Source organism: Streptomyces sp. NPDC015139, from assembly GCF_043079785.1.
Classification (GTDB): domain Bacteria; phylum Actinomycetota; class Actinomycetes; order Streptomycetales; family Streptomycetaceae; genus Streptomyces; species Streptomyces albidocamelliae.
The window spans coordinates 1-26,232 of sequence record NZ_JBIBUW010000037.1; the positions used below are offsets into that span (position 1 = coordinate 1).

Annotated in this window: 9 protein-coding genes and 6 pseudogenes; 9 read left to right on the forward strand and 6 right to left on the reverse strand. The window is 66.8% G+C overall.

The window, feature by feature from the left end; all coding sequences use genetic code 11:
- The 3 genes and pseudogenes from ACF08B_RS40335 to ACF08B_RS40345 all read left to right on the forward strand — a co-directional run.
- A pseudogene (locus ACF08B_RS40335) lies at positions 1 to 105 on the forward strand (IS630 family transposase); the annotation flags it as partial.
- 1,407 nt (positions 106 to 1,512) lie between these two features.
- Complete coding sequence (locus ACF08B_RS40340; protein ID WP_392322025.1) at positions 1,513 to 2,055, forward strand: LuxR C-terminal-related transcriptional regulator; 543 nt, start codon at positions 1,513 to 1,515, stop codon at positions 2,053 to 2,055.
- 209 nt (positions 2,056 to 2,264) lie between these two features.
- A pseudogene (locus ACF08B_RS40345) lies at positions 2,265 to 2,582 on the forward strand (IS21 family transposase); the annotation flags it as partial.
- A gap of 13 nt (positions 2,583 to 2,595) precedes the next feature.
- Here the strand turns inward: ACF08B_RS40345 and ACF08B_RS40350 are convergent.
- Positions 2,596 to 2,895, reverse strand: a pseudogene (locus ACF08B_RS40350) (transposase); the annotation flags it as partial.
- Positions 2,896 to 3,071: 176 nt separating this feature from the next.
- Between ACF08B_RS40350 and ACF08B_RS40355 the strand changes: the two are divergent.
- Positions 3,072 to 3,476: pseudogene (locus ACF08B_RS40355) on the forward strand (IS110 family transposase); the annotation flags it as partial.
- Positions 3,477 to 3,731: 255 nt separating this feature from the next.
- Here the strand turns inward: ACF08B_RS40355 and ACF08B_RS40360 are convergent.
- The gene (locus ACF08B_RS40360; RefSeq protein ID WP_392322026.1) at positions 3,732 to 5,036 is read right to left on the reverse strand and encodes a condensation domain-containing protein; all 1,305 of its coding nucleotides are present in this window, start codon (positions 5,034 to 5,036) and stop codon (positions 3,732 to 3,734) included.
- Between the two features lie 418 nt (positions 5,037 to 5,454).
- Between ACF08B_RS40360 and ACF08B_RS40365 the strand changes: the two genes are divergently transcribed.
- The 4 genes from ACF08B_RS40365 to ACF08B_RS40380 all read left to right on the forward strand — a co-directional run bounded on the left by ACF08B_RS40365 (position 5,455) and on the right by ACF08B_RS40380 (position 20,558).
- Entirely contained in the window at positions 5,455 to 14,106 is an 8,652-nt protein-coding gene (locus tag ACF08B_RS40365; RefSeq protein WP_392322027.1) for an amino acid adenylation domain-containing protein, read from the forward strand.
- Positions 14,099 to 17,992, forward strand: coding sequence for a type I polyketide synthase (locus ACF08B_RS40370; RefSeq protein WP_392322028.1), 3,894 nt, complete (start codon positions 14,099 to 14,101; stop codon positions 17,990 to 17,992). The genes ACF08B_RS40365 and ACF08B_RS40370 overlap by 8 nt, the downstream gene beginning before the upstream one ends.
- Positions 17,993 to 18,415: 423 nt before the next feature.
- Positions 18,416 to 19,651, forward strand: a complete 1,236-nt coding sequence (gene ccrA / locus ACF08B_RS40375) for a crotonyl-CoA carboxylase/reductase (protein WP_392322029.1) — start codon at positions 18,416 to 18,418, stop codon at positions 19,649 to 19,651.
- A 130-nt stretch (positions 19,652 to 19,781) separates the two neighbouring features.
- Positions 19,782 to 20,558, forward strand: coding sequence for an SDR family oxidoreductase (locus ACF08B_RS40380; RefSeq protein ID WP_392322030.1), 777 nt, complete (start codon positions 19,782 to 19,784; stop codon positions 20,556 to 20,558).
- A 231-nt stretch (positions 20,559 to 20,789) separates the two neighbouring features.
- Here the strand turns inward: ACF08B_RS40380 and ACF08B_RS40385 are convergent.
- Positions 20,790 to 21,059 (reverse strand): annotated as a pseudogene (locus tag ACF08B_RS40385) (transposase); the annotation flags it as partial.
- A 6-nt stretch (positions 21,060 to 21,065) separates the two neighbouring features.
- Positions 21,066 to 22,255: pseudogene (locus tag ACF08B_RS40390) on the reverse strand (IS110 family transposase).
- Between the two features lie 1,033 nt (positions 22,256 to 23,288).
- Here ACF08B_RS40390 and ACF08B_RS40395 point away from each other — a divergent pair.
- Complete coding sequence (locus tag ACF08B_RS40395) at positions 23,289 to 23,495, forward strand: cold-shock protein (protein WP_392322031.1); 207 nt, start codon at positions 23,289 to 23,291, stop codon at positions 23,493 to 23,495.
- Positions 23,496 to 23,634: 139 nt separating this feature from the next.
- Here the strand turns inward: ACF08B_RS40395 and ACF08B_RS40400 are convergent, their stop codons facing one another.
- On the reverse strand, positions 23,635 to 24,549 hold the full coding sequence (locus tag ACF08B_RS40400; RefSeq protein WP_392322032.1) for an SMP-30/gluconolactonase/LRE family protein: 915 nt from the start codon (positions 24,547 to 24,549) through the stop codon (positions 23,635 to 23,637).
- Between the two features lie 121 nt (positions 24,550 to 24,670).
- Positions 24,671 to 25,486: a hypothetical protein gene (locus tag ACF08B_RS40405; RefSeq protein WP_392322033.1), complete on the reverse strand. Its 816-nt coding sequence runs from the start codon at positions 25,484 to 25,486 to the stop codon at positions 24,671 to 24,673.
- Positions 25,487 to 26,232 lie beyond the last annotated feature (746 nt).

Sequence of the window (26,232 nt, forward strand, 5' to 3'; positions counted from 1 at the left end):
GACCGCCTGGAAGCCCTCGTCCGCAACCGACTCAAACGACTCCAGTACCGGCCCCGCACCCTCGACGGCTTCATAACCGGCACCGGCCTCACCCTAACAAGCTGAAGTCAGTAGCTACCGGGATTTTGCAGCGGACACGGAGGCGAAGATGCCGCCGGAGCAGGCCGGGTTCAGCGTGGTCTGCGCCTTCGTCTGCCATCAGCTTGGATGCGCCTCCGGTGCAAGCCCCGGAGGCGCATCCTGCAAGCGGAGCCGTTCACAGCATCGTCTTTGTCTACTCCGTGTGTTTAGACCGCCAGCGCTCCACGGTGTAGGCGGAGAAATTGACAGTGCCGCCACCGCGGCGACGCTTGGCCCGAGGAAGGCGCGCCCGATCCTCAGCGGAGGCGACGATGGCCTCGATCTGGTGTCCAGCGACTGCGAAGGTTTGGTGACCTGTGCGGCCCCGGGGGCCTTGAAACGGGAAGGTCACCAGCCACATAGGGTCGCTCAGCGAGCTCGAGGAACCGCAGTCGAAGCGCTGGTGGGGGAAGAGCATGCAGAGTCCTGGGGTCGGAGGCGGGGTGCACGTGGAGTGTCGTAGCTTTGCCTTATAAGACTTACGTGATGCCAGGCAGGCTGCCGTCCCTCCGGGGGAGACATCTCGCCCTCGCGATACTCATCCCGGAGTAGTCTCCAGGGGGCGGGCTCGGGTGAAACATCTCCGTGGTCGTTACGTCGCCCTTGGTCAGTTCGGCCGACTTCCGGCAGACCACAATCGGTAGAGGCAGCCCAATGTGGGCCCCGATCTGGAAGCTCTGCTGTCGGCGAGGGCTTGAGTCGATTCGCCCTCATCGCGAAAGCCGACAGCAGGGGCCGTGTCAGGTTCCTCGCTATCGGACTGAGCCGGCAGGATCACGGCGGCGCGACCTCCGCTCAGCAGGCGGTTCCAGTTTACTTGCTGATGTGAGCTCAGACGCCGGGCCGTGGCCCACCGGCGCAACGATAGGACCAGGAAGCGGAGACGTTTGGGCCTCTGTATTAAGTTCTGCTTTCGGCCAGGTGCGTTGTGGCATTTGCGACCATCGTGACGGTCGTCTTGGCGTAGAGGTTGTTTGATGGGACCGTAAATCCAGGTTTGGGTTCATCGATCGTGCGCAGCTCCATACTCGCTTTTTGGGTATTTGCCCCGTTTTAGGTTGCGTCGGATGGTGGTCGATTTGCATTCTCGAATTTGTCACGAAATTACAAGGTGGTGAGGTGCATGTTGAATAGGTATGCGCTTGCTCGGTGGGTTTCTTGCCCTTAGCCTTCGATGCGATTGTTGTCCAGCGGCGGTATGGGGTCCTGGAGAGCTGACAGTGTTGCCCCATGGTCAACCGTCGTAGTCGAATTTGCACCCCATGTGCGAAGAGGGAAGACGAGGATTCTGTGTTGACCGCAAGCATCACTGGATCATCCAATACCTGCGTCAAGGCAGCCAACGGTGGCAGGCGCCGCCGTGTCTATACGGCTCAAGCGTGCCCGAGGAGCATGACCATCACGGCCGCGGAAGCAGAGTTCGCCGCGCAGTTCGGCGTGAGTCCTGGCGAGATATGTGGCCGTAAGCTGGCCGACCTGCTCCAAGAGGATTCGCCCGCACCTCTGCTCCACCGGTTGTCCGGACTTTCCGAGGGGCGTTCTAGCTGGTTCAGGCAGGAGATGATCGGCCGGCGCGATAGCGGTGACGCCTTCGCGGCGGAGCTGACAGCGATTGCGGTCGCAGACCTTGATGGGCCGGCTGGACTGGTCCTTCTGTTGCGCCCGGCGGGGGAGACGATCATGCCCCGGCTGGGGGAACTGTCGCTCAGTGCACTTGATGCGCGCGTGCTGGAGGGGGTGGCGGGCGGTGCATCGACTTCACAGTTGGCCGGCCGCCTCTATCTGAGCCGTCAAGGTGTCGAGTACCGCGTCGGACTGCTGCTGCGCCGCTTCAACGTTCCCAACCGGGCGGCTCTGGTGGCACGCGCCCACGCGCTGGGCCTGTTCGCAGCGCGACGGTGGCCTGCGCAGGTAGTGCCGGAGGCCATTCAGTAGACCGACGGCGGTATCGCTGAGGCGCTCCCGGTGGGGACGCGGCCACCGTCGGCGCCCTCTTGGCGGAGGCAGGTGGCCCGGGTGGCGGCGTACAAGCGAACGAACGTGCACCACCTCGTACGGATGAAAGTGCACCGTTTCGGTGCGGTGATGGGTGAAGGCCGCGAGTCTGCTGCTGCCGTTTCGGGGCGGCAGGGAGGCGGCTGACGGTGGTTTTGGATCCGCATCGCTGGCTGGAGTTGAGGCGGTTCCGTTCGCTGTATGAGTCCGGTGCGATGAGCCTGAGGGAGATCGCGAAGGAGATCGGGCTGAACCGTCGGACGGTGAGCAAGTACTTGACGGATCCCGCTTCGGTCGCACCGCCGAAGAGAGAATCAGCAGGTCAGCGCCCTAGACGGGTGGTGGACGAGGTTGCGCCGCTGATCGACGCGGTGCTCAGGTCCGAGATCCTCCTCAAGGGAAGAGTGATCCACGAGCGCCTGGCCCAGGACTACGGGGTCACGATCAACTACCAGCGGGTGAAGCTCTAAAGACCATGTCCTACATGGTGAGTTTGAGGAGCCGTTTGTGGCAGCAGAGTGCGGCTGCCAGCCCGAGGAAGGCCAGGGAGTTGCCGGATTTGTGCTCGTAGCGGTGGTTGAGGCGGCGGTAGCCGGTGAGCCAGGACATGGTGTGTTCGATGACCCACCTGCGGCGCCCTAACCGTTCGATGCCTTTGCGGGCGATGCGGACGCCGATGTGCTTGCCCCGGAGCCATCTCCGCAGGTGAGGGATGTCGTATGCCTTGTCGGCGTGCAGACGCTGGGGCTTGAAGTACCGGCCGCGGTGGGGGTCGTGTCTCCTTACGTTGTTCCTGGGTCTGGTTCCGGTCACTCGTAGGATCGGAAGGCCCAGGGATGCTGGGTGTGGCTGCGTGTCTCCAGCCCGTTGGTGGCTTCAAACGATTGGCCGCCTGGCATCCCACGACGACTCGGCCACTCATTGGGATGCGCGGCAAAAGATCGCTTGGTAAGGACATGCTGGCGAGGTCGTCTGTTGGTACACGGGAACGACCTCGGAGGTGGCGGTGCCTGAGCTCTGGGCCGGTCGCGGGGAAGGCCGAGCATCACTGCGTAGTGATCGACGTGGGTGGCAAGCGGGAGCTGTCGCGGAGGGTGGCCAACGACGAGGATGCACTGCTCAAACTGCTCAGCGATGTACTGGAGCTGAGCGACGGCGAGCCGGTGACGTGGGCAATCGACCTCAACGCCGGCGGGGCTGCCCTGATGATCGCGCTGCTGACCGACAACGGGCAGAAGGTCCTCTACATCCCCGGCCGCACTGTCCACCACGCCTCCGGCTCCTACCGGGGCGACGGGAAGACGGACGCGAAGGACGCCTTCGTCATTGCAGATCAGGCACGTATGCGCTGTGACCTTCAGTTGACTGTGCCGCTACCCGTGACGGAGCGTCACCGGCGCACGGTGGCACACCCCGGCCTCACGGAAATCTTGCCAGGGCCACTCAGACGAGTACGCGAACACCGGGCACCCTCAAAGCGGAGGGGGCCGTGCATTTCGTCCGGAGGGGTGCCCGGCTCAGCCCGTTTCGCGGCCACGTGCGCTCGGTGATCGCCCCTCGTGGGTGTGCCGGTGACGGATTTCTCGCCCCGCGTGGAGTGCTGCCGTGGGCTTACCTCAGTCCGTCGATGGGCAGGCGGGACCGATGCCTTCGGTGAAAGCGATGAGCGCCGCGCGGACTTCGTCCCCCAGCGCCTGGACGAATGCCGGACTAAAACAGGCGGTGAAGTAGGGGAACTCGATGGTGAGCCGGCCCTCGAACGAGACGACGCAGGCCATCACTGGACTGCGCTCGGCCTGAGGGAAGTACCGCTCCCGCGCGGGCACCAGCCGGGCGTCGGTGATCTCCAAGCCCTCCGGCATCCGTGGCTCGGGCACGACTCCCATGTTCGTAACGATCACCGTCGCCAGTTGCAGCGTGGGACTGCGTGGAACCTCGGGCATGATCCGCATTTCGTGATAGGGGCCCTCGCCAGTGACGAAGTCGCTGAGCCGGGCGTGGATTGTGCAGGCCAGGTCGCCCAGCTCTGCCCCCGGGGTGACGTCCAGGGTCTGCAGGTGAGCCGTCACGGCAGGGATCATGACGAGAGCCGGCACCGGTGGCGACAGGCGGGACCGCAGGTCGACGGGGGAGAGGCAGCTGAGGGGGAGCGGCTCGTCGCCATGCAGACGTCGGCGCGCCGTCGCGAGCAGGGCAGCAGCGATTACGGCATGCACGGACACACCCACCGCGCGGGCGCAGTGACGCAAACGGCTGGTGCGCTCCTCGTCCAGTGCCACCCGGCACACCTCGATACGGCCCTCGACCGCGGACGGGTCTGCGACGTCGTAGGCGATCATCTGGGCCGGTCGACGGAGCGTCTCCTCGATGCGCAGCTCCAGGTAATCGGCCGTCCTTGCGCTGTCCGCCGCAGGCAGCAGTCCGCTCACGGGGGCCGGCCAATCCAGTGTGCCGTCCGCGACGGAAAACAGCTTCGTCTTGCTCCCGACACCCTCAACCAAGGCTCGATATCGGTTCCATACCTCGTGGTGCAGGGCGATGCTGCTGTGGCCGTCAGCGATCGTGTGATCCACAGAGAGGACGAACAGGTAATCGTCGCCCCGAGGGGCGCTCACCAGTACTGCCCGGCTCAGAGGCCCGCCGACGGGCAGTGCCATGTTCAGCTCTGCGGCGTGGGCCGCGTCAGTATCGCCGGTGCGGGTGGCCAGCCGGGGCCGCTCTGCCTCAGCCAGCAGTTGCAGTGCGAAGCCTTCGCCTTCCGGCACGATGCGGCTACGCAGCGAAGGGTGCGCCTGCGTGACCGCATCGAATGCGGCCGACAGCGCCGCAACGTCAAGATGACCCCTCAGCGCGCTGGAAATCACCCCGCGGCTTCGCTGCCCGACATACAGCGTCTCCACCGGACACAGCATACGATGCATGATTCATGCCCCTTTTCGTTCCTGCTCAATGCCGAAGCCTGCACGTCGGTTAGCGCTGAGTCGCAGCCTCGGCTCTATGTCCTTTCGAGAGTGCACGGACGAGCTCATCAGAATCCGCTTGATGGCGACTATCCGGAGAAACTGGCGGGGTTTCCTTAAAATTTCACAGAGTAGCAGCTATCCCTGAAACCGTGTTCTTCAGGGAAAGATCTAGGTTCTCCCGGCAAGGCCGGTGAAGGCTTGACCGGGATTCCCGGACTGCCCCACGGTGAGGCCCTGAACCGGCGGCGTGTCGCGACATGGCCACGCCCTCGGCGTGCGGCCACGCATCCCCCATGGACGCAGGTCGTGCTCCCTGCCCGGCCGGTCGGGCTCTTCCCGGCCGGATCAATACGGTTTGCCACACGAGGGTTGCGCTATGTCACTTCACGAGAGGTTTCTCCTTGGGGACGAGCCTCGGCCACTGTCCGCCGCCCAGGAGGGCCTTTGGTATGCACAGCGGCTCGATTCCAACAAGGCCGCGTATAACACCGCGGAGGCGGTGGAAATCCACGGCGCTCTGGACACCATGAGGTTCGAGGCCGCGCTACGCCGCACCGTCGGCGAGGCCGAAACCTTCGCCCTGCGCTTCCACACCACCGACGAGGGCCCCCGCTGTTGGCTGGCACCGAACGCAGACGACTGGCCGCTGCACCAGATCGACGTAAGCGACGCCGCCGACCCGGAAGACGCCGCCTGGCAAACGGTCCGTGCAGAGCTGGCGAGGCCAGTGGACTTCGACGAGGGCGCGCTGTTCACACACACCCTCATCACCCTCGCTCCTAACCGGCACATATGGCTGTTGCGCGCGTGCCACATCCTGCTCGACGGCTACAGCTACAAGCTCCTGGGCCGCCGCCTGGCCGACACCTACAACGCGCTGGCCGAAGGCCGCGAGCTTGACCCTAGCGACTTCGCACCCATCGGCAGGCTCCAGGCCGAGGATGCGTCATACCTCGCCTCCAAACGGTGTGCACGCGACCGCGCATACTGGATGCACCAGCTGGCCGGGCTGCCCGAGCCGACCCGCCTCACCCGCCGTACGGCCCCGCCACGCGCCCCGTTTCTACGCCATACGGCCGTGATCGACGCCCCTGACGCCGAAGCGTTGTCCACCGCCGCTACCCGTCTGGGCACCACACGCACCGCCCTGATCACCACCGCTGTCGCCGCCTACCTCCACCGTATGACCGGCGCCACCGACCTGATCCTCGGCATGGCCACCATGAGCCGGACAGGTAGCGTAGCTCTGCGCACCCCGGGCACCACCTCCGACGTCCTGCCGCTGCGGGTCGCCGTCGAACCGGACGCCTCCGTAGTCGAACTCGTGCACGCCACGGCGGCGGGACTGGTTGAGCTGCGCCGCCACCAGCAGTACCGGGGCGAATTCATCCGCCGCGACCTAGGCCTGCTCGGCGCAGGGCGCCGCCTCTACGGGCCCGTACTGAACATCGTTCCCTTCACCGAGGACCTGAACTTCGCCGGTAACCCGGCCACCTGGCATCACCTCTCGGGTGGCCCCATCGACGACCTCCAGATCAGCGTGCGGTCCGGGTCCTCGCCCGGCGCCCTCTGGCTGGCTTTCGACGCTAACCCTGCCTTGTACGACGATGATGAAGTCGCCCTCCACCGCGACCGGTTCATCGCCCTGCTGCGCAGCCTGACGGAGACAGCACCCACAGCCGCACTCACCGACCTGGACTTGCTGCTGCCCGGCGAACACCCAGGCGACCAGCCGACGCGCGACTTTCCCGCAACTGACACGCTGACGGAACTGTTCGAACGCCAGGCACACGCCCGGCCCCAGCAGGTCGCAGTGACGCACGGCGATACGCACCTCACCTACGCCGAACTCAACTGCCAAGCAAACCAGTTGGCCCGGCTGATGGCCGAGCGCGGGGCCGGACCAGGACGGGTCGTGGCGCTGGCGCTGCATCGGGGACCGCGCCTGCTACCCTCCCTGCTGGCCGTTCTCAAGACCGGCGCCGCTTATCTCCCCATGGACCCCAGCCATCCCGCTGAGCGTCTGCGTCTGGTCATGGCAGATACGGCGCCAACTCTCCTCGTCACCGAGAGCGGCTTCCCCGCGGAACTCGGCAGCGACATCGACACCGTCGTCGTGGACGACCCCGCCGTGACCGCTGACCTCGCCGCGCTCCCAGCCGGTGACCTCACCCTCGCCGACCGCACCGGACCGATCAGCCCGGGGGACACTGCCTACATCATCCACACCTCAGGCTCCACCGGCCAGCCCAAGGGCGTTCCCGTCGCGCACGCCAACGTGATCCGGCTCTTTGCCGCATCGGCCGAGCACTTCGACTTCAACTCCGACGATGTGTGGAGCCTCTTTCACTCCTATGCCTTCGACTTCTCCGTGTGGGAAATCTGGGGCGCCTTGCTGCACGGCGGCAGGCTCGTCGTCGTCCCGCACACCGTCAGTCGCTCGCCGCGGGACTTCCTGCAGCTAATCCACGACGAGGGCGTCACTGTACTGAGCCAGACGCCGTCCGCTTTCGAACAGCTGATGGACGCAGATGAGGCGTCAACGGCCGGCGCACTGCGCTACATTGTATTCGGCGGAGAGGCGCTGCACCCCGAGCGGCTGCGGCCGTGGGCCGCCCGGCACGGACTCGACCGGCCGGCGCTGGCGAACATGTACGGCATCACCGAGACCACCGTGCACGTGACCCACCATCGCCTCACCCCGGCTGACCTGGACGACCCCCGCCGGGGCAGCACCATCGGCACCCCTCTCGCCGACCTGCGCGTGTACTTGCTGGACTCACGGCGCCGCCCCCTTCCGCCGGGCGCTGTCGGAGAGATGTACGTGGCCGGCGCCGGCGTGGCCGCAGGGTATCTCCACCGCCGCGCACTGACCGCTGAACGCTTCCTCAACGACCCCTACGGACCGGCCGGCAGCCGCATGTACCGCTCTGGCGACCTGGCCCGGCGCCGCGCCGACGGCACTCTCGAATACCTCGGCCGCACCGACCACCAGGTTCAACTGCGCGGCTTCCGCGTCGAGCCCGGCGAAATCGAGGCGGTCCTCGGCCGCCACCCCGGTGTCCTGCGCGCTGCCGTCATCCCACGTATCGCCGACAGCGGTGCGACACAACTTGTCGCCTACACCGTTGCGGCCTGCGAACCTCCGCCAAGTCCCGCCGAGTTGCGTGCCCACGCCGCCGCCCACCTGCCTGAGCACATGGTCCCCGCAGTCTGTGTACCTCTCGACACGCTCCCGCTGACAGCCAACGGCAAACTCGACACCGATGCCCTGCCCCCACCCGACTTCACCACCGCAGCGGTCGGCGTACCCCCCACCAGTGACCAACAGGTCCTCATCTGCCGACTGTTCGAGGATGTACTGAAACTTCCCGAGGGCACTGCCGGCGCAGACGTCAATTTCTTCGACCTGGGAGGCGACTCACTTCTCGCCATCCGTCTGCTGGCCCGGCTACGCAACGAAACCGGTGGCGACGTGCCCATCACCACACTCTTCGAAAACCCAACCCCAGCCGCACTCGCTGCGCTCCTCGACGGCCAGTGCGGCACCGCTCCTGGCCGTCCCGTTCTCAGTCCCCTCCCCCGTCCCCCGCACATTCCGCTGTCGTACGCCCAGGAGCGCATGTGGTTCCTGAACCGGCTCGACGACGCGACAGCCGCATACAACATTCCCCTGCTCGTACCACTCGGCTCAGCCGTTGACGCCGCAGCGCTGCAGGCCGCGCTCGGCGATCTCGCCGACCGGCACGACAGCCTGCGCACGGTATTCGCCGCCGACGATGGCGCGCCGCACCAGCGCATCCTGCCGCCTGGTGAGCTGCGCCCTCGCCTGCGCACCGTCGACTGTCCGCCCGACGAGATCAGCACCCACATCACGAGAGCCTCCCGGCACCACTTCGACCTAGCCGCCGAGAGCCCCCTGCAGGCATGGCTGTTCGGTACCGGTGAAGACCAGACCTTGCTGCTCGTCGCGCACCACAGCGCTGCCGACGGCTGGTCACTACGCCCCCTCGCCGACGACCTGAGTACCGCCTACACGGCACGCCGCAACGGCACCACCCCAGCGTGGAAGGCACTTGCCGTGCAGTACGCCGATTACACGCTCTGGCAGCGCGCGCTGCTCGCCACCGGACCAGACGGCCCGGGCTACACCGAACAGCTGACCGCGCATTGGCGGCACGCACTGACTGCAATGCCCGAGGAATGCACCCTGCCCGGTGACCGGCCCCGGCCGACGTCGCTGCGCAGGAGCGCCCACGTCGTCGAGCACGCGGACGCCGCGCTGCACCGCGATCTCCTGCGCCTGGCCGACCACGAGGGCGTCAGCCTCTTCATGTTGCTGCACGCCGCGGTCAGCGCCCTGCTCACCCGCTGCGGCGCCGGAGAGGACATTGTTCTGGGCGTCCCCGTCGCCACCCGATCCGAGCCAGGCATGGACGATTTGATCGGCCTGATCTCCAACACCCTCGTACTACGTCTCAACTGCGCGGGCACCCCATCCTTCCGCGAGCTGCTGGCTCGAGTACTCACGGGTGACCTAGCCGCGCTCGACCACCAAGAGCTGCCCTTCGACAGGCTGGTGGAAGAACTCAACCCGCCCCGTCTTCCCGGCAGGCACCCGCTGTTCCAGGTCATGCTCGCCCTGCAAAACAACGAGCCCGCCATACTCCGCCTCGACGGACGGGAGGTACCACTGAAGCCCACCGCCACCGGCTACGCCAAGTGCGATCTGTTCATCGAGATCCTCGAACGGCACACCGGCAACGGCGTGGCCGACGGCCTAGACCTGCGGGTGGAGTTCGCTACCGACCTCTACGCCCCCTCCACTGCCGAGGAGTTCGCCCGGTCGCTGCGTCGGACGCTCGCTGTCGTGTGCGAGGACCCGAATACACCACTGAACCGCCTTCCAGCGCCGGATCCCCGAACACCGCTCACGCCTCCCTCGCTCGACGCCGCTGCGCTGGTGGAGGCGGCCCGGTCGGTGCCCGGCATCCGTGACGCCAGCGCACCACCCGCGGCCGACGGCGACGCAGTCAGGCTATTTGTGGTGCCGGGACGTGAAGAAGCCACTGACGGCCTGGAGCGACTGCTGGACCGCACCGGTGCCGGCGAAGTCCGCGTCACCGCCGTGAACACCCTGCCCCGCACCGCCGACGGTGCGCTCGACACCACCGCCCTCGCCGCGCTGCCCGCGGTCGACCACGCCGCCGCCGAGTCCTGGCGCCAGCACCTTCACCGCATCGACGGCGTCAGCTCAGCCGAAGTCGTTGTCGAGAATAGCCCGCAGGAGCTGATCCACCGCAGCGTCGCCTTACCACGCAGCACCATGCCGACGCCGCCCCCCTGCAGTGCTCAAACGACGGCGAACACGCGGCCAGCACTCAGCGAGGGACCGCATCTGCCCGAACCCTCGGTGGCCGACTGGGCCCAAGCCCTCATACGGGCTGCCGAACGCGGCCACGGCGACATCGTGCACGTACATCCCGACGGTAGCCAGACGCGCCGTGACTACGCCTCTCTCATCCCCGAGGCCTCCCGCGTCCTCGCCGGGCTCAGGCGGGCCGGACTGCTCCCCGGCGACCAGGTGATCCTCCAGTGCGACGCCAGCGAGGACTTCCTCGCCGTCCTGTGGGGCTGCATCCTCGGCGGCTTCGTAGCCGTCCCGCTGACCGTCCCCGGCTCCTATGACGTCCCCTCGGCCGCCCTCACCAAGCTAGAGGGCATCTGGCAGATGCTCGGCCGGCCCTGGATCGTATGCTCACCCGAGCAGGCAGCGGGCCTAAAGGGCCACGCCAGCAGGCATAGCTGGCCGAACCTACGTCTGACCACGGTCGACGCCCTCCGGAACACGCACGAAGACAGCGACTGGCACGCCGCGAACCCGGACGATCTCATCCTGATGCTGATGACGTCAGGCAGCACCGGCCTGCCCAAGGCCGTCCGGCTCACGCACCGCAACGTACTGACCCGCTCCGCCGCCACGGAAGCCGTGAACGGACTAGGCGCCCACGACGTCACTCTGAACTGGATCCCCCTCGACCACGTCACCGGCGTCGTGATGTTCCACCTGCGAGACCTCTACCTGGGATGCCGCCAGATCCATGCGCCCACGTCCTGGATCCTGCAGAACCCGCTGCGCTGGATGGACCTCGTCCACCAGCATCGAGTCTCCGTCACCTGGGCCCCGAACTTCGCCTTCGGGCTGCTTGCCGAACACGCCGATCACTTTCAAAACCGCGATTGGGACCTGACCCCGCTGCGGCTGGTGATGAACGCCGGTGAGGTCGTAACGGCTGCTACTGCCCGAGGTTTCCTGCATGCGTTGCGACCCTTCGGGCTGCCACAGGACGCGATGCACCCCGGCTGGGGCATGTCCGAAACCTGTTCCGTGGTCACCGACTCGGTGCTACTGGCTGAACCCACCGACGCCGAGGAAACGTTCGTAAGCTGCGGCCTGCCCTACCCGGGCTTTGCCATGCGCGTCGTCGGCGAGGACAGTGCCTTGCTCGCTGAAGGCGGCGTCGGCCGGCTCCAGGTCCGAGGCACGTCCGTGACCAGTGGCTACCACGAAAACCCGGCCGCCAACGCCGAAGCATTCACCACTGATGGCTGGTTCGACACCGGTGACCTCGCATTCCTTCGCGACGGTGAGCTCTACATCACCGGACGTGCCAAGGACGTCATCATTGTCAACGGCGTCAACCATTACAGCCACGAGATCGAAGCCTGCGTCGAACAACTGCCCAGCGTCGTGCGCAGCTTCACCGCCGCCTGCGCGGTACGCACCCACCCGGCCGCCACCACCGACGAACTCGCCCTGTTCTTCCACCTCACCCCGGGCCCGCACCGCGCCGCCGCTCTGCGTGAGATAGCCGGAAAGGTCACCCGCGAGATCGGGGTCAGCCCCGCCCTTCTCGTCCCCGTAGGTCCCGGCGACATCCCCAAAACCGAAATCGGCAAGATTCAGCGGACCAAGCTGCGCAAGAGCCTCGAAGCCGGTGACTTCGACGAGGCCATCCACAAGGCCCAACTGCTGCTGGGCACCGAACAGACCCTGCCCGACTGGTTCCTGCACCCCGCCTGGCAGCCTGCCGCAAACCACCCTCCACACCCCTCCACCCCCGGCCGGCACACTCTCCTCCTGGCCGACGGCGACCCACGCACCCACGACCTCGCCGATCGGCTGGCCAGCTTGCTGCGTGCCGACGGCCACCTGTGCACCATCGCTGTCCAGAGGCCCTCCTACCAACGGCTCGACGCTGCCCGTTACCAGATCCGGACCGCCGAGCACACCGATCACGCAGCGCTGCTGCGGGACCTGGACGCCGACGAACGTCCGGTCGACGCCATCATCTTCCTCCCGGCCGCGCACACCGGCGACGCAGTCCCACACGAGGCGAGCTCGCTGTCTCTGCTTGCGCTAGCCCGGGCACTGGGCGCCCGGCCAGTGGACCTGCTCTACGTGACGGCCGGCGCCCAAGCCGTTACCGCGAATGACCTGCCCTCACCAGCCCAGGCCATGGCAGGCGCGGTCCTGAAGTCGCTGTCGGAGGAGTTCCAGCGGCTGCGGTGTGCCCATCTCGACCTCGAGCCGGACACTGACCCGCTGCCCCTCCTTGCAGCGGAAACCGCCCACGCACCCGTGGATGCCGAGGTCGCTTACCGCGGCGGCCAGCGCTACGTGCGTCGGCTGATCCCCCTCCCGGCGGCGCTGCCCGTGCCCGGGCGGCCGCTGCAGCCCGCAGCCGAAGGATTTCACCTGGTCAGTGGGGGACTCGGCGGCGTCGGCACCCAGCTCGCCGCTCATCTCCTGCAGACGCCCGGCACCCGAGTCCTGCTTCTTGGACGTACCCCACTGCCGTCGCCCGGCAGCTCCGAGGGCAGCACCATTGAAGAGGCGTACCAGCGGCTCCACGACGCCGGCGAGGTCCGCTATGCATGTGCCGACGTCACCGACGAGGAACAAGTGCGGCAGGCCATCGACGCCGCGACCGAGGCCTGGGGCGTCCCTCTGGTCTCCGTCCTGCACCTGGCCGGGACACTGATCGAGCGGCCGGTCAATGAACTCGATGCTGCTGCCTGGCGCTCCACGCTGGCGGCGAAGGCCTACGGCGCATGGACCCTGCACCGGGTCAGCATCGACCACCCTGTGACCTCGTTCGTTCTGTTCTCCTCGGTGAACGGTTACTTCGGGGGAGCTATGAACACCGCCTACGCCGCGGCCAACGCCTACCTCGACGCGCTCGCCGTGCACCGCCGCGCCCAGGGGCTGCCCGCACAGAGCCTGGCCTGGAGTATGTGGCACGAACGCGGCATGAGCAGGAACTACCCACTCGCCCCGCTCACCGAAGCCCGCGGCTACCGGGCACTGGACACCCCCGCCGCGCTGCGCTCCTTCACTCTCGCCCGCACACTGGATCATCCGCACTTGCTGATCGGCACTGACCGCACCGCCCCCTGGATCCGCAGCCACGTAGCCGAACCCGCCCGGCAGCTGAGGCGGCTGGTCGCACGCGTCACGCTGGAAGCAGACGCTGACCTCGGCGCACTGCACCAGGCCGCGGCTGAGGCGGTAGACGGCGTCCCTTGGGTGCTGCGCGCCGCCGGCAGCTCCGAACAACCGCCTGCTAGCGCCCGCGGCGCCGAAGACCGGCTCCCCGGCCTGGAACGGCGGCTCGCCGAAGTCTGGTGCGGCGTGCTGAGCCGCGACCGAGTGGGCCGGGACGAGAACTTCTTCGACCTGGGCGGCAACTCACTGCTCTTGACCACCGCGCAGAGCGCCGTCAACCGGACATTCAGTTGCGACCTGACCATCGTCGATCTGTTCGCCCACCCCACCGTGCGCGACCTGGCCCGCTACCTCCTCACCCGCACCGAAACCTCCGAGCAGCTGGTCACCGACACCCAGCACGGCAGCACCGAAGATCAGCCGAGCAACCTGGATCGCGCCAAAGAACGGGCACAACGACAGCGCGCGGCCGGAGCACGCCGCTCCCTCTGGCATGAAAAGGGCCGAGGCCATGCATGACAACCACGCAACACCGCACGAAGCACAGGAGCCACCGGCCGCCGCCGTCATCGGCATGGCCGGCCGGTTTCCGGGCGCCGATGACCTGGATGCGTTCTGGGAAAACCTGGCCGCCGGACATGAAGCGGTGCGGCCCGTCACCGACGAGGAATTCCTAGCCGCCGGCGGCCACCGCCGCGACCTAGACGACCCGTCACTGATCCGCATGGCATCCGTCATCGAGGGCATCGACCGCTTCGACTCCGGCTTCTTCGGCTACAGTCCCGCCGAGGCTGCGGTCGTCGACCCTCAACAGCGGCTGCTCCTGGAGACGGCCTACCATGCCCTGGAAGACGCCGGCTGCCTAGGGCCCGGCGCCGACAACGGCGTCTTCGGCGTGTACGCCGGCAGCGGCGACAGCCGCTACTACCCCGCACACGTATATCCCCATTACGCCGGACAGCCGGGCTCCCTTGAGCTGGTGCACGCCGCCACCGCCAACTCTCTAGGCACCCTCGCCCCGCGCATCTCCTACGAATTGGGCCTGACCGGCCCGAGCGTATCCGTGCAGACGGCCTGCTCCACCGCCCTCGTGGCCGTGCATACAGCAGTACAGGACCTTATCGACCATCGATGCGACACCGCCCTCGCTGGTGCCGTCTCCCTCAATCCCTCGGCCCTCCTCGGCTACCGTCACCTGCCCGACGGACCCCTCTCCCCCGACGGCCACTGCCGGGCCTTTGCCGCCGACGCCGCCGGCACCTCCTCCGGCGACGGTGTCGGCGCCATCGTCCTCAAGCGGCTGGAGGACGCCCTGACCGACGGCGACCGTATCCGGGCTGTCGTGCGGGGAACCGCCATCAACAACGACGGTCGACGCAAGGTCGGTTTCAGCGCGCCCAGTTCCGCCGGGCAGAGCGAGGTCGTGCTCGCCGCGCAGGCCCAGGCCATGATTGCCGCCGACACCATCGGTCTGGTCGAGGCCCATGGCACTGCCACCCGGCTCGGCGACCCCATTGAGGTGGCAGCGCTCACCGAAGCTTTCCGGGAGTCCACCGACCGGCGCGGCTTCTGCGCGCTGGGTTCGGTGAAGACCAACATCGGCCATCTGGGAGCGGCCGCCGGCATCGCCGGGCTGATCAAAGCCGTTCTCGCCCTGGAACACCGGCAGATTCCACCCAGCCTGCACTTCGATCGGCCCAACCCGCTCATCGACTTCACAGCAAGCCCGTTCCGCGTTCCCACCAGTCTCGAGGACTGGTGCGTCGCCGACCACCCGCGGCGGGCCGCGATCAGCGCCTTCGGTGTCGGTGGTACCAACGCTCACCTCATCCTGCAAGAGGCCCCGGCCTCACCGCCCGCCCCGCCACGCGAACCCCAGGCCGACCACCGCCAGGTGCTGCCTCTGTCCGCGCGCACCGCTGGCGGTCTGCGTGGCCAGGCCGCGGCCCTGGCCCGTCACCTGGAACACCAGCCGGACATTGCGCTGGACGACGTCGCGCACGCGCTGCGCACCCGCCGCCCCGCTCTGCGCCACCGCCTAACGGTGACGGCTGCCTCCCGTGCCGAAACCCTCTCGGCGCTGCGCACGGCCATCCCTCTCACTCCGGCACCGTCGGACGGACCCGCCCGGGTGGCCTTCCTGCTGCCGGGAGGAGGCGTTCAGTATGCAGGCATGGGCGCGGAGCTGTACCGCGACCGAGACGACTACCGCGACATCGTCGACGAGTGTGCGCACATCCTTCGGCCCGTCCTCGGCGCCGACCTGCGCAGTACCCTCCTCGGACATGCCCCGTCCGACGACATGAGCGCCTTTCTCGGGCTCGTCGCCACCGAATACGCCCTCGCTCGCACGCTGATGGCCGCGGGCGTACGCCCCCACGCGCTGATGGGCCACTCCCTGGGCGAGTACACGGCAGCCTGCCTAGCCGGAGTGATCGACCTCGCAGACATGCTGCCCCTGGTTGCACAGAGGCTCCAGCTGATCGGCGCGGCCGGCGGAGCGACCGTTGGTGTGGCATCCTCTGCCGAGGACGTCCAGCCGCTGCTCGGTCCCGAACTGTCCCTGGCCGCAGTGAACGGCCCCACCGCTTGCACAGTCGCCGGCCACACTGATGCCGTGGCCCGTTTCGAGAGGGAACTGGCCAGGCGCGCAATATCCTTCCGTCGTGTACGCATACCCGCCGCCGCCCACTCGCACGTCCTTGACCCGATCCTGGACACGTACGGCAAGTACCTGCGCGGAGTCACCCTGCGACCGCCTCGCATTCCGCTCGTCACCAACGTCACCGGCACCTGGATCACCGACGCCCAGGCCACATCGCCCCAGCACTGGCTCGACCACACACGTAACACCGTGCTGTTCGCCGACGGTGTCACAGCCCTGTACGAGCAGGGCGACCCGGTCCTGGTGGAAATCGGTCCAGCGGACACTCTGACCCGGCTGGCCGCAGCCCAACTGACTCCGCGCAAACCAGTCACGATCACCACCATGCGGCACGCCAGAGCCGACGCCTCCGACGGTTTTGTCCTCGCCGAAGCGCTGGGGCGCCTATGGAGTGCTGGCGTGGACAGCGCGCTCCCGCCGGTGCCGGGCACCCCCCAGTCGGTACCGCTGCCTCCCTATGCATTCGAGCGGCACCGCCACTGGATCGATGCTCCCGGAGCCCGCACCACGAGGTCTGTGGCGGTTCCAAACAGGAGAGATGCACAGCCAGCGCTCGTTCCCAGACCCCGGCTTAGCACTGAGCATGTGCCGCCAGACACCGACCGGGAGCGGGAGGTGACCCGGATGTGGGAACAGACCCTCGGCATCGGCGGTATCGGCCTGTATGACAACTTCTTCGACCTCGGCGGCGACTCGATGCGCGCTGTCGTGCTCGCGGATCGCCTCCGCCGAGCTGGTGTGCTGGATGTGACTGCCGCCACACTGCTGTCCGTCCCGACCGTCGCAGGCGTCCTCGCAACGGCTGGATACGGTGACGGCCCGGACTCTTCCGCCCATGCTCTTGGCCCCCTATTGCCGCTGCGGCCCGAGGGCAGCGCGGCACCGCTGTTCTGCATCCATCCCGGCGCGGGCGTCGCTTGGCGCTACGCCGGCCTGTTGCCACACCTTGGCGGCGACCAGCCCGTCTACGGCATCCAGGCTGCCGGTCTCGACGGATCACGACCGCCTGCACCAGATGCCGCCACCATGGTCACCTCCTACGTTCAACTCGTTCGAGAAATCCAACCGCACGGCCCCTACCGGCTGTTGGGCTGGTCCTATGGCGGGTTTGTGGCTCATGCGATGGCCTGTGCTCTGCAGGAGCGGGGCGAGAAGGTTGAGCTGCTGGCCATGCTGGACGCTCCGCAACCGTACGGCAGCACCTACGACGCCGACGCCTGCGAGCGTCAGGTGGCCGCCCTGCTGATGCGCGTGGCTGGCCAAACCGCGGGCTCGACGGAGCCGCCGCCCGACGTGGCGGCTGTCCTGGACCGCATTGCCGTCGACGCGAACACAGAACCGCACGGCTTGCCCGTCACCCACATCCAAGCCGTGGCTATCGCCGACGTCATGCGCAACAATCTGCGCATTGCGCCCCAGTTCATTCCCGGCGTCTTCGAAGGAGACGTCCAGTTCTTCAGCGCCGGCGACAAGACACTCCTGGATGTCCCCACCGATCTGGCTACGCAGCCCGGCAAGGCTGATGCCTGGCGACCCTACGTTGAGGGAACCCTGCATGACTGCCGAGTGCCCTGCGGGCACTACGAGATGACTGAACCCGAGCCCCTCGCTCTGATCGGCAAAACCGTTGCCGGGCTTCTGAGAAAGGCCACCAGCGGTCAGATGCAGGTGCCGGCCTCGCCCCCTGCAACGAAGACCATCGGAGGGAAACACTGTGATGGCGACGAGCCGCCTGCCTGACAGACTACCGGTGTCGATTGGCCCTTGGTCTCATAGTGTCGCACTCCCGCGTCCCCCGATCGCTGTCCCCTCCTCGACCGTTTAGACCGCGAGGCTGACGGGACACACCCCCGCGCCAGGGGAGCGCCTCCCCCCACCGACAGACTGACCTGGTGAGCCTGCGAGGCCACGCCCCGTCCACATGACAGACCGCGCGGTGCTCCAGCCACGATCATCAGCCGCGAGCGGTCACGCTCCATTCCTCGCTCGACCTGACTGCCAAGCCCCTGTTGGCAAAGTCGTCAGTCCTTCAGCCAACACCTGGCAGACAGCCACCAGCACCCCGAGGCGAGCAGCCCGGACGTAGTCCCCAGCCACGCCCGCTAGCCGGTCAGCGTGCGAGGACGCGTGCCCTCTCCCTTTCCCACAGTGCAAAGGAACCACATGACCGTGTCGGCATCCCAGGACCTCTACGAGCTCGGCGAAGCGCCTGAACTCGGAACGATCCCACGGAAAATGTATGCCTCGCTTATCCGCCGCGAGCGCTACGGCCAGCCTGTTGACGCCTTCCGGACCGAGGTGGTCCACGTGCCCCCGGTACGGCGAGGCCAGGTACTCGTCAAGGTGATGGCGGCTGGTGTCAACTACAACAACGTCTGGGCCGCGCTGGGGCATCCACTCGACGTGATCGGCGCCCGGCAGAAGGCCGGCGCCACCGAAGACTTTCACATCGGCGGTTCCGACCTATCCGGGATTGTGTGGGCCGTCGGCGACAATGTGAGCGGCGTGCGCCTCGGAGATGAGGTGGTCGTGCTTGCCAGCAGGTGGGACCAGTCGGCCCAGGACATCCGCCTTGGCGGCGACCCGGCTGCATCAACCAGTCAGCGAGTGTGGGGCTACGAGGAGAACTACGGGTCTTTCGCCCAGTTCGCGGTGGTGGACGACTACATGTGCCACCCCAAGCCCGTACGACTGTCTTGGGCAGCTGCCGCTTGCTACATGGCGACGGCCGCCACCGCCTACAGGCAGCTGTTCGGCTGGGCCCCGCACACCGTTCGCCCCGGCGACCCTGTACTCATTTGGGGCGGCGCCGGAGGCCTGGGCAGCATCGCCATCCAACTCGTCCGACACGTCGGCGGTTTCCCGGTCGCCGTTGTCTCCAGCGAGGAACGCGGCGAGTTCTGCGTACAGCTCGGCGCGAGAGGGTGGATCGACCGACGTGACTTCGACCATTGGGGTCGCATGCCGGACACCTCCGACGAAGACGCGATGAGCCGATGGCTGACCGGGGCGCGGGCCTTCGGCCGGCGTTTTTGGGACGTGCTCGGCGAGCGACGCAGCCCGCGGATCGTGCTAGAGCACTCCGGAGCCGACACCATTCCCACCTCCATGTACATGTGCGACAACGCCGGCATGGTCGTCATATGCGGTGGCACTACGGGCTACAACGGCGACGTGGATCTGCGGTTTCTGTGGATGCGGCAAAAGCGTCTGCAGGGGTCGCACGTGGCCAGCACACGCGACGCCCGCGAGATCACCCGTCTGATCGACCAGGGCGTCATCGACCCGTGCCTGTCCCGCACCTTTGGCTTCGAAGAGATCGGCCTGGCCCATCAGCTCATCCACGACAACCGACACCCGGCGGGCAACATGGCCGTGCTTGTCAACGCCTCACGGTAGCCGAGATGCGGCCCACCCCCCGGCCCCCGGATGTCAGACGACCGATCACACCCCACCTGCCTCGCCCCATCCGCGTCGGCTCGCCACGCGACGCCCTTCTACTCCGCACCTCCAGTCGAAGGAAAGCAGTATGACCTCACACGAGCTGCACGCAGGCAGAACCGCACTCGTGACCGGCGGAAGCCGCGGAATAGGCCGGGCCATTTGCCGTCGGCTGGCAGTCGAGGGAGTTCTGGTGGCCGTCCATTACGGACACGACCGGGCAGCGGCAGACCACACCGTTAAAGAGATCGAGAACCACGGCGGACGGGCCTTTGCACTCCACGCCGAGCTTGGCCTCCCCGGTGACGCCGACCAACTCTGGGCGGCCTTCGACCACATCCTGGACGGGCAGACATCCGAACCCGGTCTGGACATCCTCATCAATAACGCCGGCATCACCATTCCGCGCGGGATCGCCGACGTCACCGAGGCCGACTACGACCGGGTCTTCGCCGTCAACACGAAGGCACCGTTCTTCATCGTCCAACGCGGCCTGCCCCGAATGCGCGACGGTGGCCGGATCGTGAACATCTCCTCGGCGGCAACCCACATTGCCTACCCGCAGATCGTGGCCTACGGAATGGCCAAGGCCGCCCTGGACTACCTCACCCTTTCCCTTGCGCAGGAGCTGGGCCCGCGGGGTATCACGGTGAATACCGTTGCCCCGGGCTACACCGCTACGGAGATCAATCCGAAGCTCGCGGTCCCGGAAGTCCGTCAAAAGTATGCGCAGGCATCCGTTTTCCATAGGCTCGGAGCTCCGTCGGACATAGCCGATGTGGTGTCCTTCCTGGCGGGGGACCAAGCCCGCTGGGTGACTGGCCAGTGGATCGCCGCGTCCGGCGGCGCCCACCTCGGCCGGTGAGATGCCAGGTGCCGCCGCACTGACTGCACGGCACAAAGTCCGTCTGCAGTGGCCACATTCATGACCTCGACCGGACTGGAGGTCCCGCCGCCGCGAGCCATTGTCGCCACCATGTTTCGGAGCTGCTGAAGGTGCGGAGCCAACTGCCGCCGGACCCGCCATCTGAGGACGGTGCACCGCCTCCAATGCACCACACCGCAACTCTAATCGGCCTAGGACCTCTTACTGACTTCAGCTTGTCAGGGTGAGGCCGGTGCCGGTTATGAAGCCGTCGAGGGTGCGGGGCCGGTACTGGAGTCGTTTGAGTCGGTTGCGGACGAGGGCTTCCAGGCGGTCGAGGGCCATGACGGCGAGGTTGGCGAGGCTGCGCTTGACGTGCGCCCACACCCACTCGACCGGATTGAGGTCTGGTGAGTAGGCCGGCAGGAGGAAGACCGTCAGCCAGGCCCGCTCGTCGATGAGGTCCCGCATCCTGCGGGAGACATGAGTGTTCAGACGGTCCCTTTGTCAAGCCGCAAGGGCTGCCGGTGGGATCGGCTCGTAGCATCGTTGGTCGCGTAGAAGAGCCCAGAGAACGTTGACGCGACAGCGGGCGAGAGCGAGGACAGCTTGGGTATGACGCTTGCCCTCGGCCCGTTTGCGAGCGTAGAAGCGGCGGGACTCCTCGCTCCGTCGGATGCTGAACAGCGCGGAGGTGTAGAAGACGCGTTGGAGGCAGCGGTTGTATCGCTGAGGCCGACGCAGGTTGCCGCTGACCTTGCCCGAGTCACGTGAAACGGCGCGACGCCGGCGAAGCTGGCGAGGCGGTCGGAGGTTCCGAAGACGGTCATGTCTCCGCCGGTGGCGGCCAGGAACTCGGCGCCGAGGATGATGCCCAGCCCGGGCATGCTGGTGATCACGTCGAAGTCGTGGTGGTCGCGGAATCGGGCCTCGATGAGCTTGTCGAGTTCGGCGACTTGCAGGTTGAGAGCCATCACTTCCTTCGTCAGCGTGTGCACCATCTGCGCGGTCAGCCTTTCGCTGGGCAGGCTGGTGTGCTGGCGCTCGGCTGCCTGGGAGGCCGTCTGCGCGAGCTGGTTGGCATTGCGAACGCTGCGATTGCGCAGCCAGGTCGCCAGCCGTTTGGTGCCGAGTCGATGCAGGGCAGCGGGGGTCTGGTAGCCGGTCAGCAGGGTGAGTGGGCCGGTGTTCGTGAGGTCCAGCATCCGCTCAAGGCCCGGGAAGAGTCCGGACAGTTGCGCCCGCAGCCGGTTGACGGTGCGGGTGCGGTCGGCGACCAGGTCCATGCGCCGACTGGTGAGGATCTTGAGGTCGGTGATGGTCTCGTCGTCGGGCCGTAAGGGCTGGAGGTCACGCCGGATACGAATCTGATCCGCGATGACCGCGGCGTCTTTGGCATCGGTCTTGCCTTCACCGCGGTAGCTCTCGCAGGCGCGGTGGATGGCTCGGCCCGAGATGTAGTGGACGAGCTGGTCATGGTTGAGGAGGATTGCGATGGCCAGGGCGGATCCGCCGTCGGCCAGATCGATTCCCCACGTCACCTCGTCGCCCAGGGCCAGGACGTCGGTGAGAAGCTCGAGAAGGTCGGGCTCGTCGTTGGCGACGCGCCGCGACAGCAGCCGGCGGCCGCCCTCATCGATCGCGACGCAGTGGTGATGGGTCTTTCCTGCGTCGATGCCGGCCCAGATCGCGGCCATGCGCTGCCTCCGTACAGTGCGCTGCGGGTGCTTACCACGGACGACGTCGCTGTCAGATCCCTACTCAGCGATCATTCGCAATTCCTAATTGGCAGCCGAGTCGTCGTGGGGCGCTGAGCGGCCAATCGTTTCCAGCTACGAGCAGCAGATCAGTTAGAGCCACACTCGGCGCCCCTGGGTGGGTGAACCATACGAAGGACTCACCACGTCCCGCAGAACAACGTAGGGATCAGTTACAGGTCTGACAGTCTCGACCGCGCTCGGGGAAACGGGAGCCGGTGTCGCGGATACATGGGCCGCCTGGCCGGGCAATTCCTGGCTCGAGGGCATCATCCACCCGACGGCAGCAGCTCGCCCGGGTCCCTTCCGGCTGTCGTTCCTTGCGCCCTCGCGGAAATACGGCTGCGGCTTGCGGGCGGCATCACCACGCGAAGCGTTGAACCCGGGCCGCCTATGGATCACGACGGCATACGTTTATGCGGGACCTGCGGCGTTATCGGCCACGACACTGTCGGCGACGCAGCTGTCTGCGCCGCTTACCTGCAGTCCGTGTAACCGCGGCCGATGGAAGACGGCTGCGATAGGACCAGCAGTTGTCCGGTGGGCGGTAGAGGGACGCCCGCTGGAGCCGCTTGCGACCGATGCCGTACTGGGAAGGACTGGCGACCGGGAGGCTGCCTCCCAGCCGACGCCCCTTTGACACGGCAGGGGCAACGGGCGCAGATGTGAGATCAACCGGCGCGATGCCGGCGTAGGAGCCTGCGGATTCTGCCCGTCGTGCTTCTCCCATCGCGCACCTTTACTCAGTGTGCCCAGTGAGTGGCGGCACCTGGCTCAGTCAGGTAACCGCGCCGACATTTAGCCACTGACCAGTCCCGAACGTCAAGCATGCTGAGCCGGTGCTCAGGCACGTCTTCTCTCAATGCATGTTTCCGTATGGCAGCCGCCTCACCTGCACATATCTCCCGTTGCAAGTAGGGTGCGGGCTGCAGGTCCGCATGGCGTGGGCTTGCTTAGAGCGAGAGGTCCAGGGATGGCCATTGGCACTGTGAAGTGGTTCAGCGCTGAGAAGGGTTTCGGCTTCATCCAGCAGGACGGCGGAGGACCCGACGTCTTCGCGCACTACTCCAACATCAACGCCTCCGGTTTTCGTGAACTGCACGAAGGTCAGACGGTGACCTTCGACGTTGCGCAAGGCCAGAAGGGCCCGCAGGCGGAGAACATCACGGTAGTCGCTTGAGTGAGGACGCCGTGTCCGTGGTCCCCGGACCTCTACTCGGGGACCACGCGTGCACGATTGCAGGCATCTGACCGCCCCTGGCCCGGCGAACTGCCCCGAGCCGGGCTACGGGCAACAGGCACAGGCGAGGAAACCCGGCCTACTCGTCGTCTCTCTCCCTGGATGTTGCGAACTGCAAGCCGGAATCCAGTCGGAAACAGTGACTCGGCAGGCCTGGCACCTCGACCGGAACCGAGAACACTGCACCGTCGTACGGGCCGGGTGAGGAGAGCCCTACGCGCGCAGTCGTGATGTGCAGGAGCGTGTCCTGCAGGCATACCCCGGCTGGTTGAGCGGCAGGAAGGTGAAGAACACGGTCGAGAGTGGTATCTGGCAGATACCGGCGTACGGTCCCGGTTCCCCAGACAGCACACCACAGAGCTCCTTCGACATCGATGGCCATGCCATCGGGGCTCCCCTCCGGGAGAGTCACGAAAGGTTCGGGCGCACCGGGCAGCCCGCTGACCGCATCCACCGGGTAACGGGAGATTACCCCGCGAGCGCTGTCGGCCAAGTACATGACCTTGCCGTCGGCAGTGAAGACAGGTCCATTGGGAACGGTGATGCCGTCAAGAACCTGGACGACTGAGCCGTCGCGGTCAACGCGGTAGAGGGATCCGGCCCCGCGGTCTGCGTCACAGGCCATGCTGCCAGCCCAGAGGCGGCCCGATGGGTCGGTTGCGGCATCGTTCATCCTCATGTTTCTGCAGGTTCCCTCTTCCGGCCGTGCCAGCCACACAGCGTGCCCATATGGCTCGAAGAGGCAGATTCCGGTGCCCGCGGCGGCGATCCACAGCCCGGGGCAACTGTCGACAGGTGCTGCAGCGCCCAGCGGGACCGGTAGTTCGGCCAGCAACCGCAATGGGGCTGCCGGATCATTGGGGGCCGTAAACAGGCGGCCGGCGAGGATATCGACCAGGTGGACACGGTCACCCCCGGTCCATCGGATGCCCTCACCCAGCTCCAGACGGTCGGGGCGAGCGGGGAGGATGTCTGGGGAAAGATGGTCAGTCACAGTGAGACCTCTGAACAGTGATGCAGGCAGAGTGATGGCATGCGCGCAGCGAGGAGGTTGACCGCGTGGCGCACGACCGGCGGTGGCGTGACGTCGCGGGCAGCGCCGCGCATGTTCCTCCTCACGGCGGACAGCGACACTCCGCCGTGAGTACGAGCCGCCAGCGCACTCTTCCTGAACCAGGAACACAGGCGGCGTCGTCGCCGTCGGCGCCATCAAGATCGAAGACTCGGCCGAGCATCGGCTCGACGCCTGTGGACCGGTAGGGCCGATGCGCGGGAAACCCGCCGAGGTTGCGCCACAGGGCGATTGATAGTGGCTGCCCCTCGGCCTCGACCCTCAATGCCAAGAAGTCTTCGCCGTCGTGCACACAGCAGCGGTCGGTCTCGACGATCGCTCCGACCGCTGTGCCGTCGTCCGGTCCGAAACGGTCCAGAGGCAGTCCTTGGGGAGCAGGCCATCTGCCCTCGACCCATTGGGCTCCGGGGGGCCACGGGCGGCCGATCAGGGGAGCAGCTTCCGGATACAGGCGGGTAGATGCGCCAGGTGCAGCGTGCACGGTTGCCTGCTCGGATAGATCGAGCAGGGCATGAGCCGCCCAGATGAAGCGAAACCCGGGCTTGGCCCTCAGCGTGTAGTTACACTCGATGCCGCCGCCGGTGTAACGGAGAGTGCGCTCCAGCGTGAAAGTGTCGCAGCGTACGCGCTCCGTGTCTCCTTCGCCCGTCCACGGGCGGCCCCAGGCGTCGCCGTGGTCTGGGGTGCCACGAACTGTGGGAATGCACTCCTCCAGGCCGCCTGCGTCCACGAAGACGGACCCAGGGCTTGCGTGATGCCGTTCAGGACAGTCCCGCCGCCACAGCCACTCGCGGCTGCCGTGCCGCAGAGATGTCCAGCGACCGCCATGGGCCGGATCGGTCACGACCTCCAGCCTCATATGTACAGCTCCTTGGTGCGTTCCGGCAATTCGGTTGACGTCTCGCCATGAGTTCCCTCACTGCTCGTGACAGCGCAGAAGTGGGTCGCCCATACCCCGACAGCACAGCCACGATGCGCAGGAGGTGATGCTGCATGAGTAAACCTTGTTTGAATGAGTGTACTTGGGCCTCGCTATGGGCGAGGCAAGTAGCAGCGTGCGTAGCCGCGTAGGGCACATTGACATGACCTACGTGGCTCGTTCGCCGACGGGGCTTCTCCGCATCCAGCGCAGTGTGACCTGCACCCCTCCGCCTCCCTGTGCCCAACGTCGGTGAGGCGGGGGCGCTCACACACATCAACGACGGCATCTTCGGTCGGTGCTGCCGTCCGTCTGATATGCTGGCGATGCACTGTGGCGCGGGCTCGCCCGATCAGTTGCCCTCCGGTCATGCAACCACCATGTGAACGCTCAGCGGCCGCCTGCCGCCTTACTGACGCCAACGGGCGAGAACGAGGGCCTCGAAGAGAGATTGACCAGCGCACTGTAGATCGGCAGCACGTACGTTCCTGCAGTAGTCAAGCGCGGATCTTAGCAGCACAGTTGGCCGATGCCGGGTCCCAGCGGCCCTATCGAATGATGAGGTCGTGAGTGCTGCCGGCCGCGGCGGGTCTAGGCGCTGTTTCTCGGATCTCCCTCCGCGGGTGGGGTGTTGGGGGCAGGCTGACGGCATGGGACGTGGAGACCTGACGAATGCGGAGTGGGAG

What these genes read in the sequence shown, in the direction of transcription:
- ACF08B_RS40340 (WP_392322025.1), top strand. Translation starts at nt 1,513, where the DNA reads ATGACCATCACGGCCGCGGAAGCAGAGTTCGCCGCGCAGTTCGGCGTG.
- ACF08B_RS40360 (WP_392322026.1), bottom strand. Translation starts at nt 5,036, where the DNA reads ATGCATCGTATGCTGTGTCCGGTGGAGACGCTGTATGTCGGGCAGCGA.
- ACF08B_RS40365 (WP_392322027.1), top strand. Translation starts at nt 5,455, where the DNA reads ATGTCACTTCACGAGAGGTTTCTCCTTGGGGACGAGCCTCGGCCACTG.
- ACF08B_RS40370 (WP_392322028.1), top strand. Translation starts at nt 14,099, where the DNA reads ATGCATGACAACCACGCAACACCGCACGAAGCACAGGAGCCACCGGCC.
- ccrA (WP_392322029.1), top strand. Translation starts at nt 18,416, where the DNA reads ATGACCGTGTCGGCATCCCAGGACCTCTACGAGCTCGGCGAAGCGCCT.
- ACF08B_RS40380 (WP_392322030.1), top strand. Translation starts at nt 19,782, where the DNA reads ATGACCTCACACGAGCTGCACGCAGGCAGAACCGCACTCGTGACCGGC.
- ACF08B_RS40395 (WP_392322031.1), top strand. Translation starts at nt 23,289, where the DNA reads ATGGCCATTGGCACTGTGAAGTGGTTCAGCGCTGAGAAGGGTTTCGGC.
- ACF08B_RS40405 (WP_392322033.1), bottom strand. Translation starts at nt 25,486, where the DNA reads ATGAGGCTGGAGGTCGTGACCGATCCGGCCCATGGCGGTCGCTGGACA.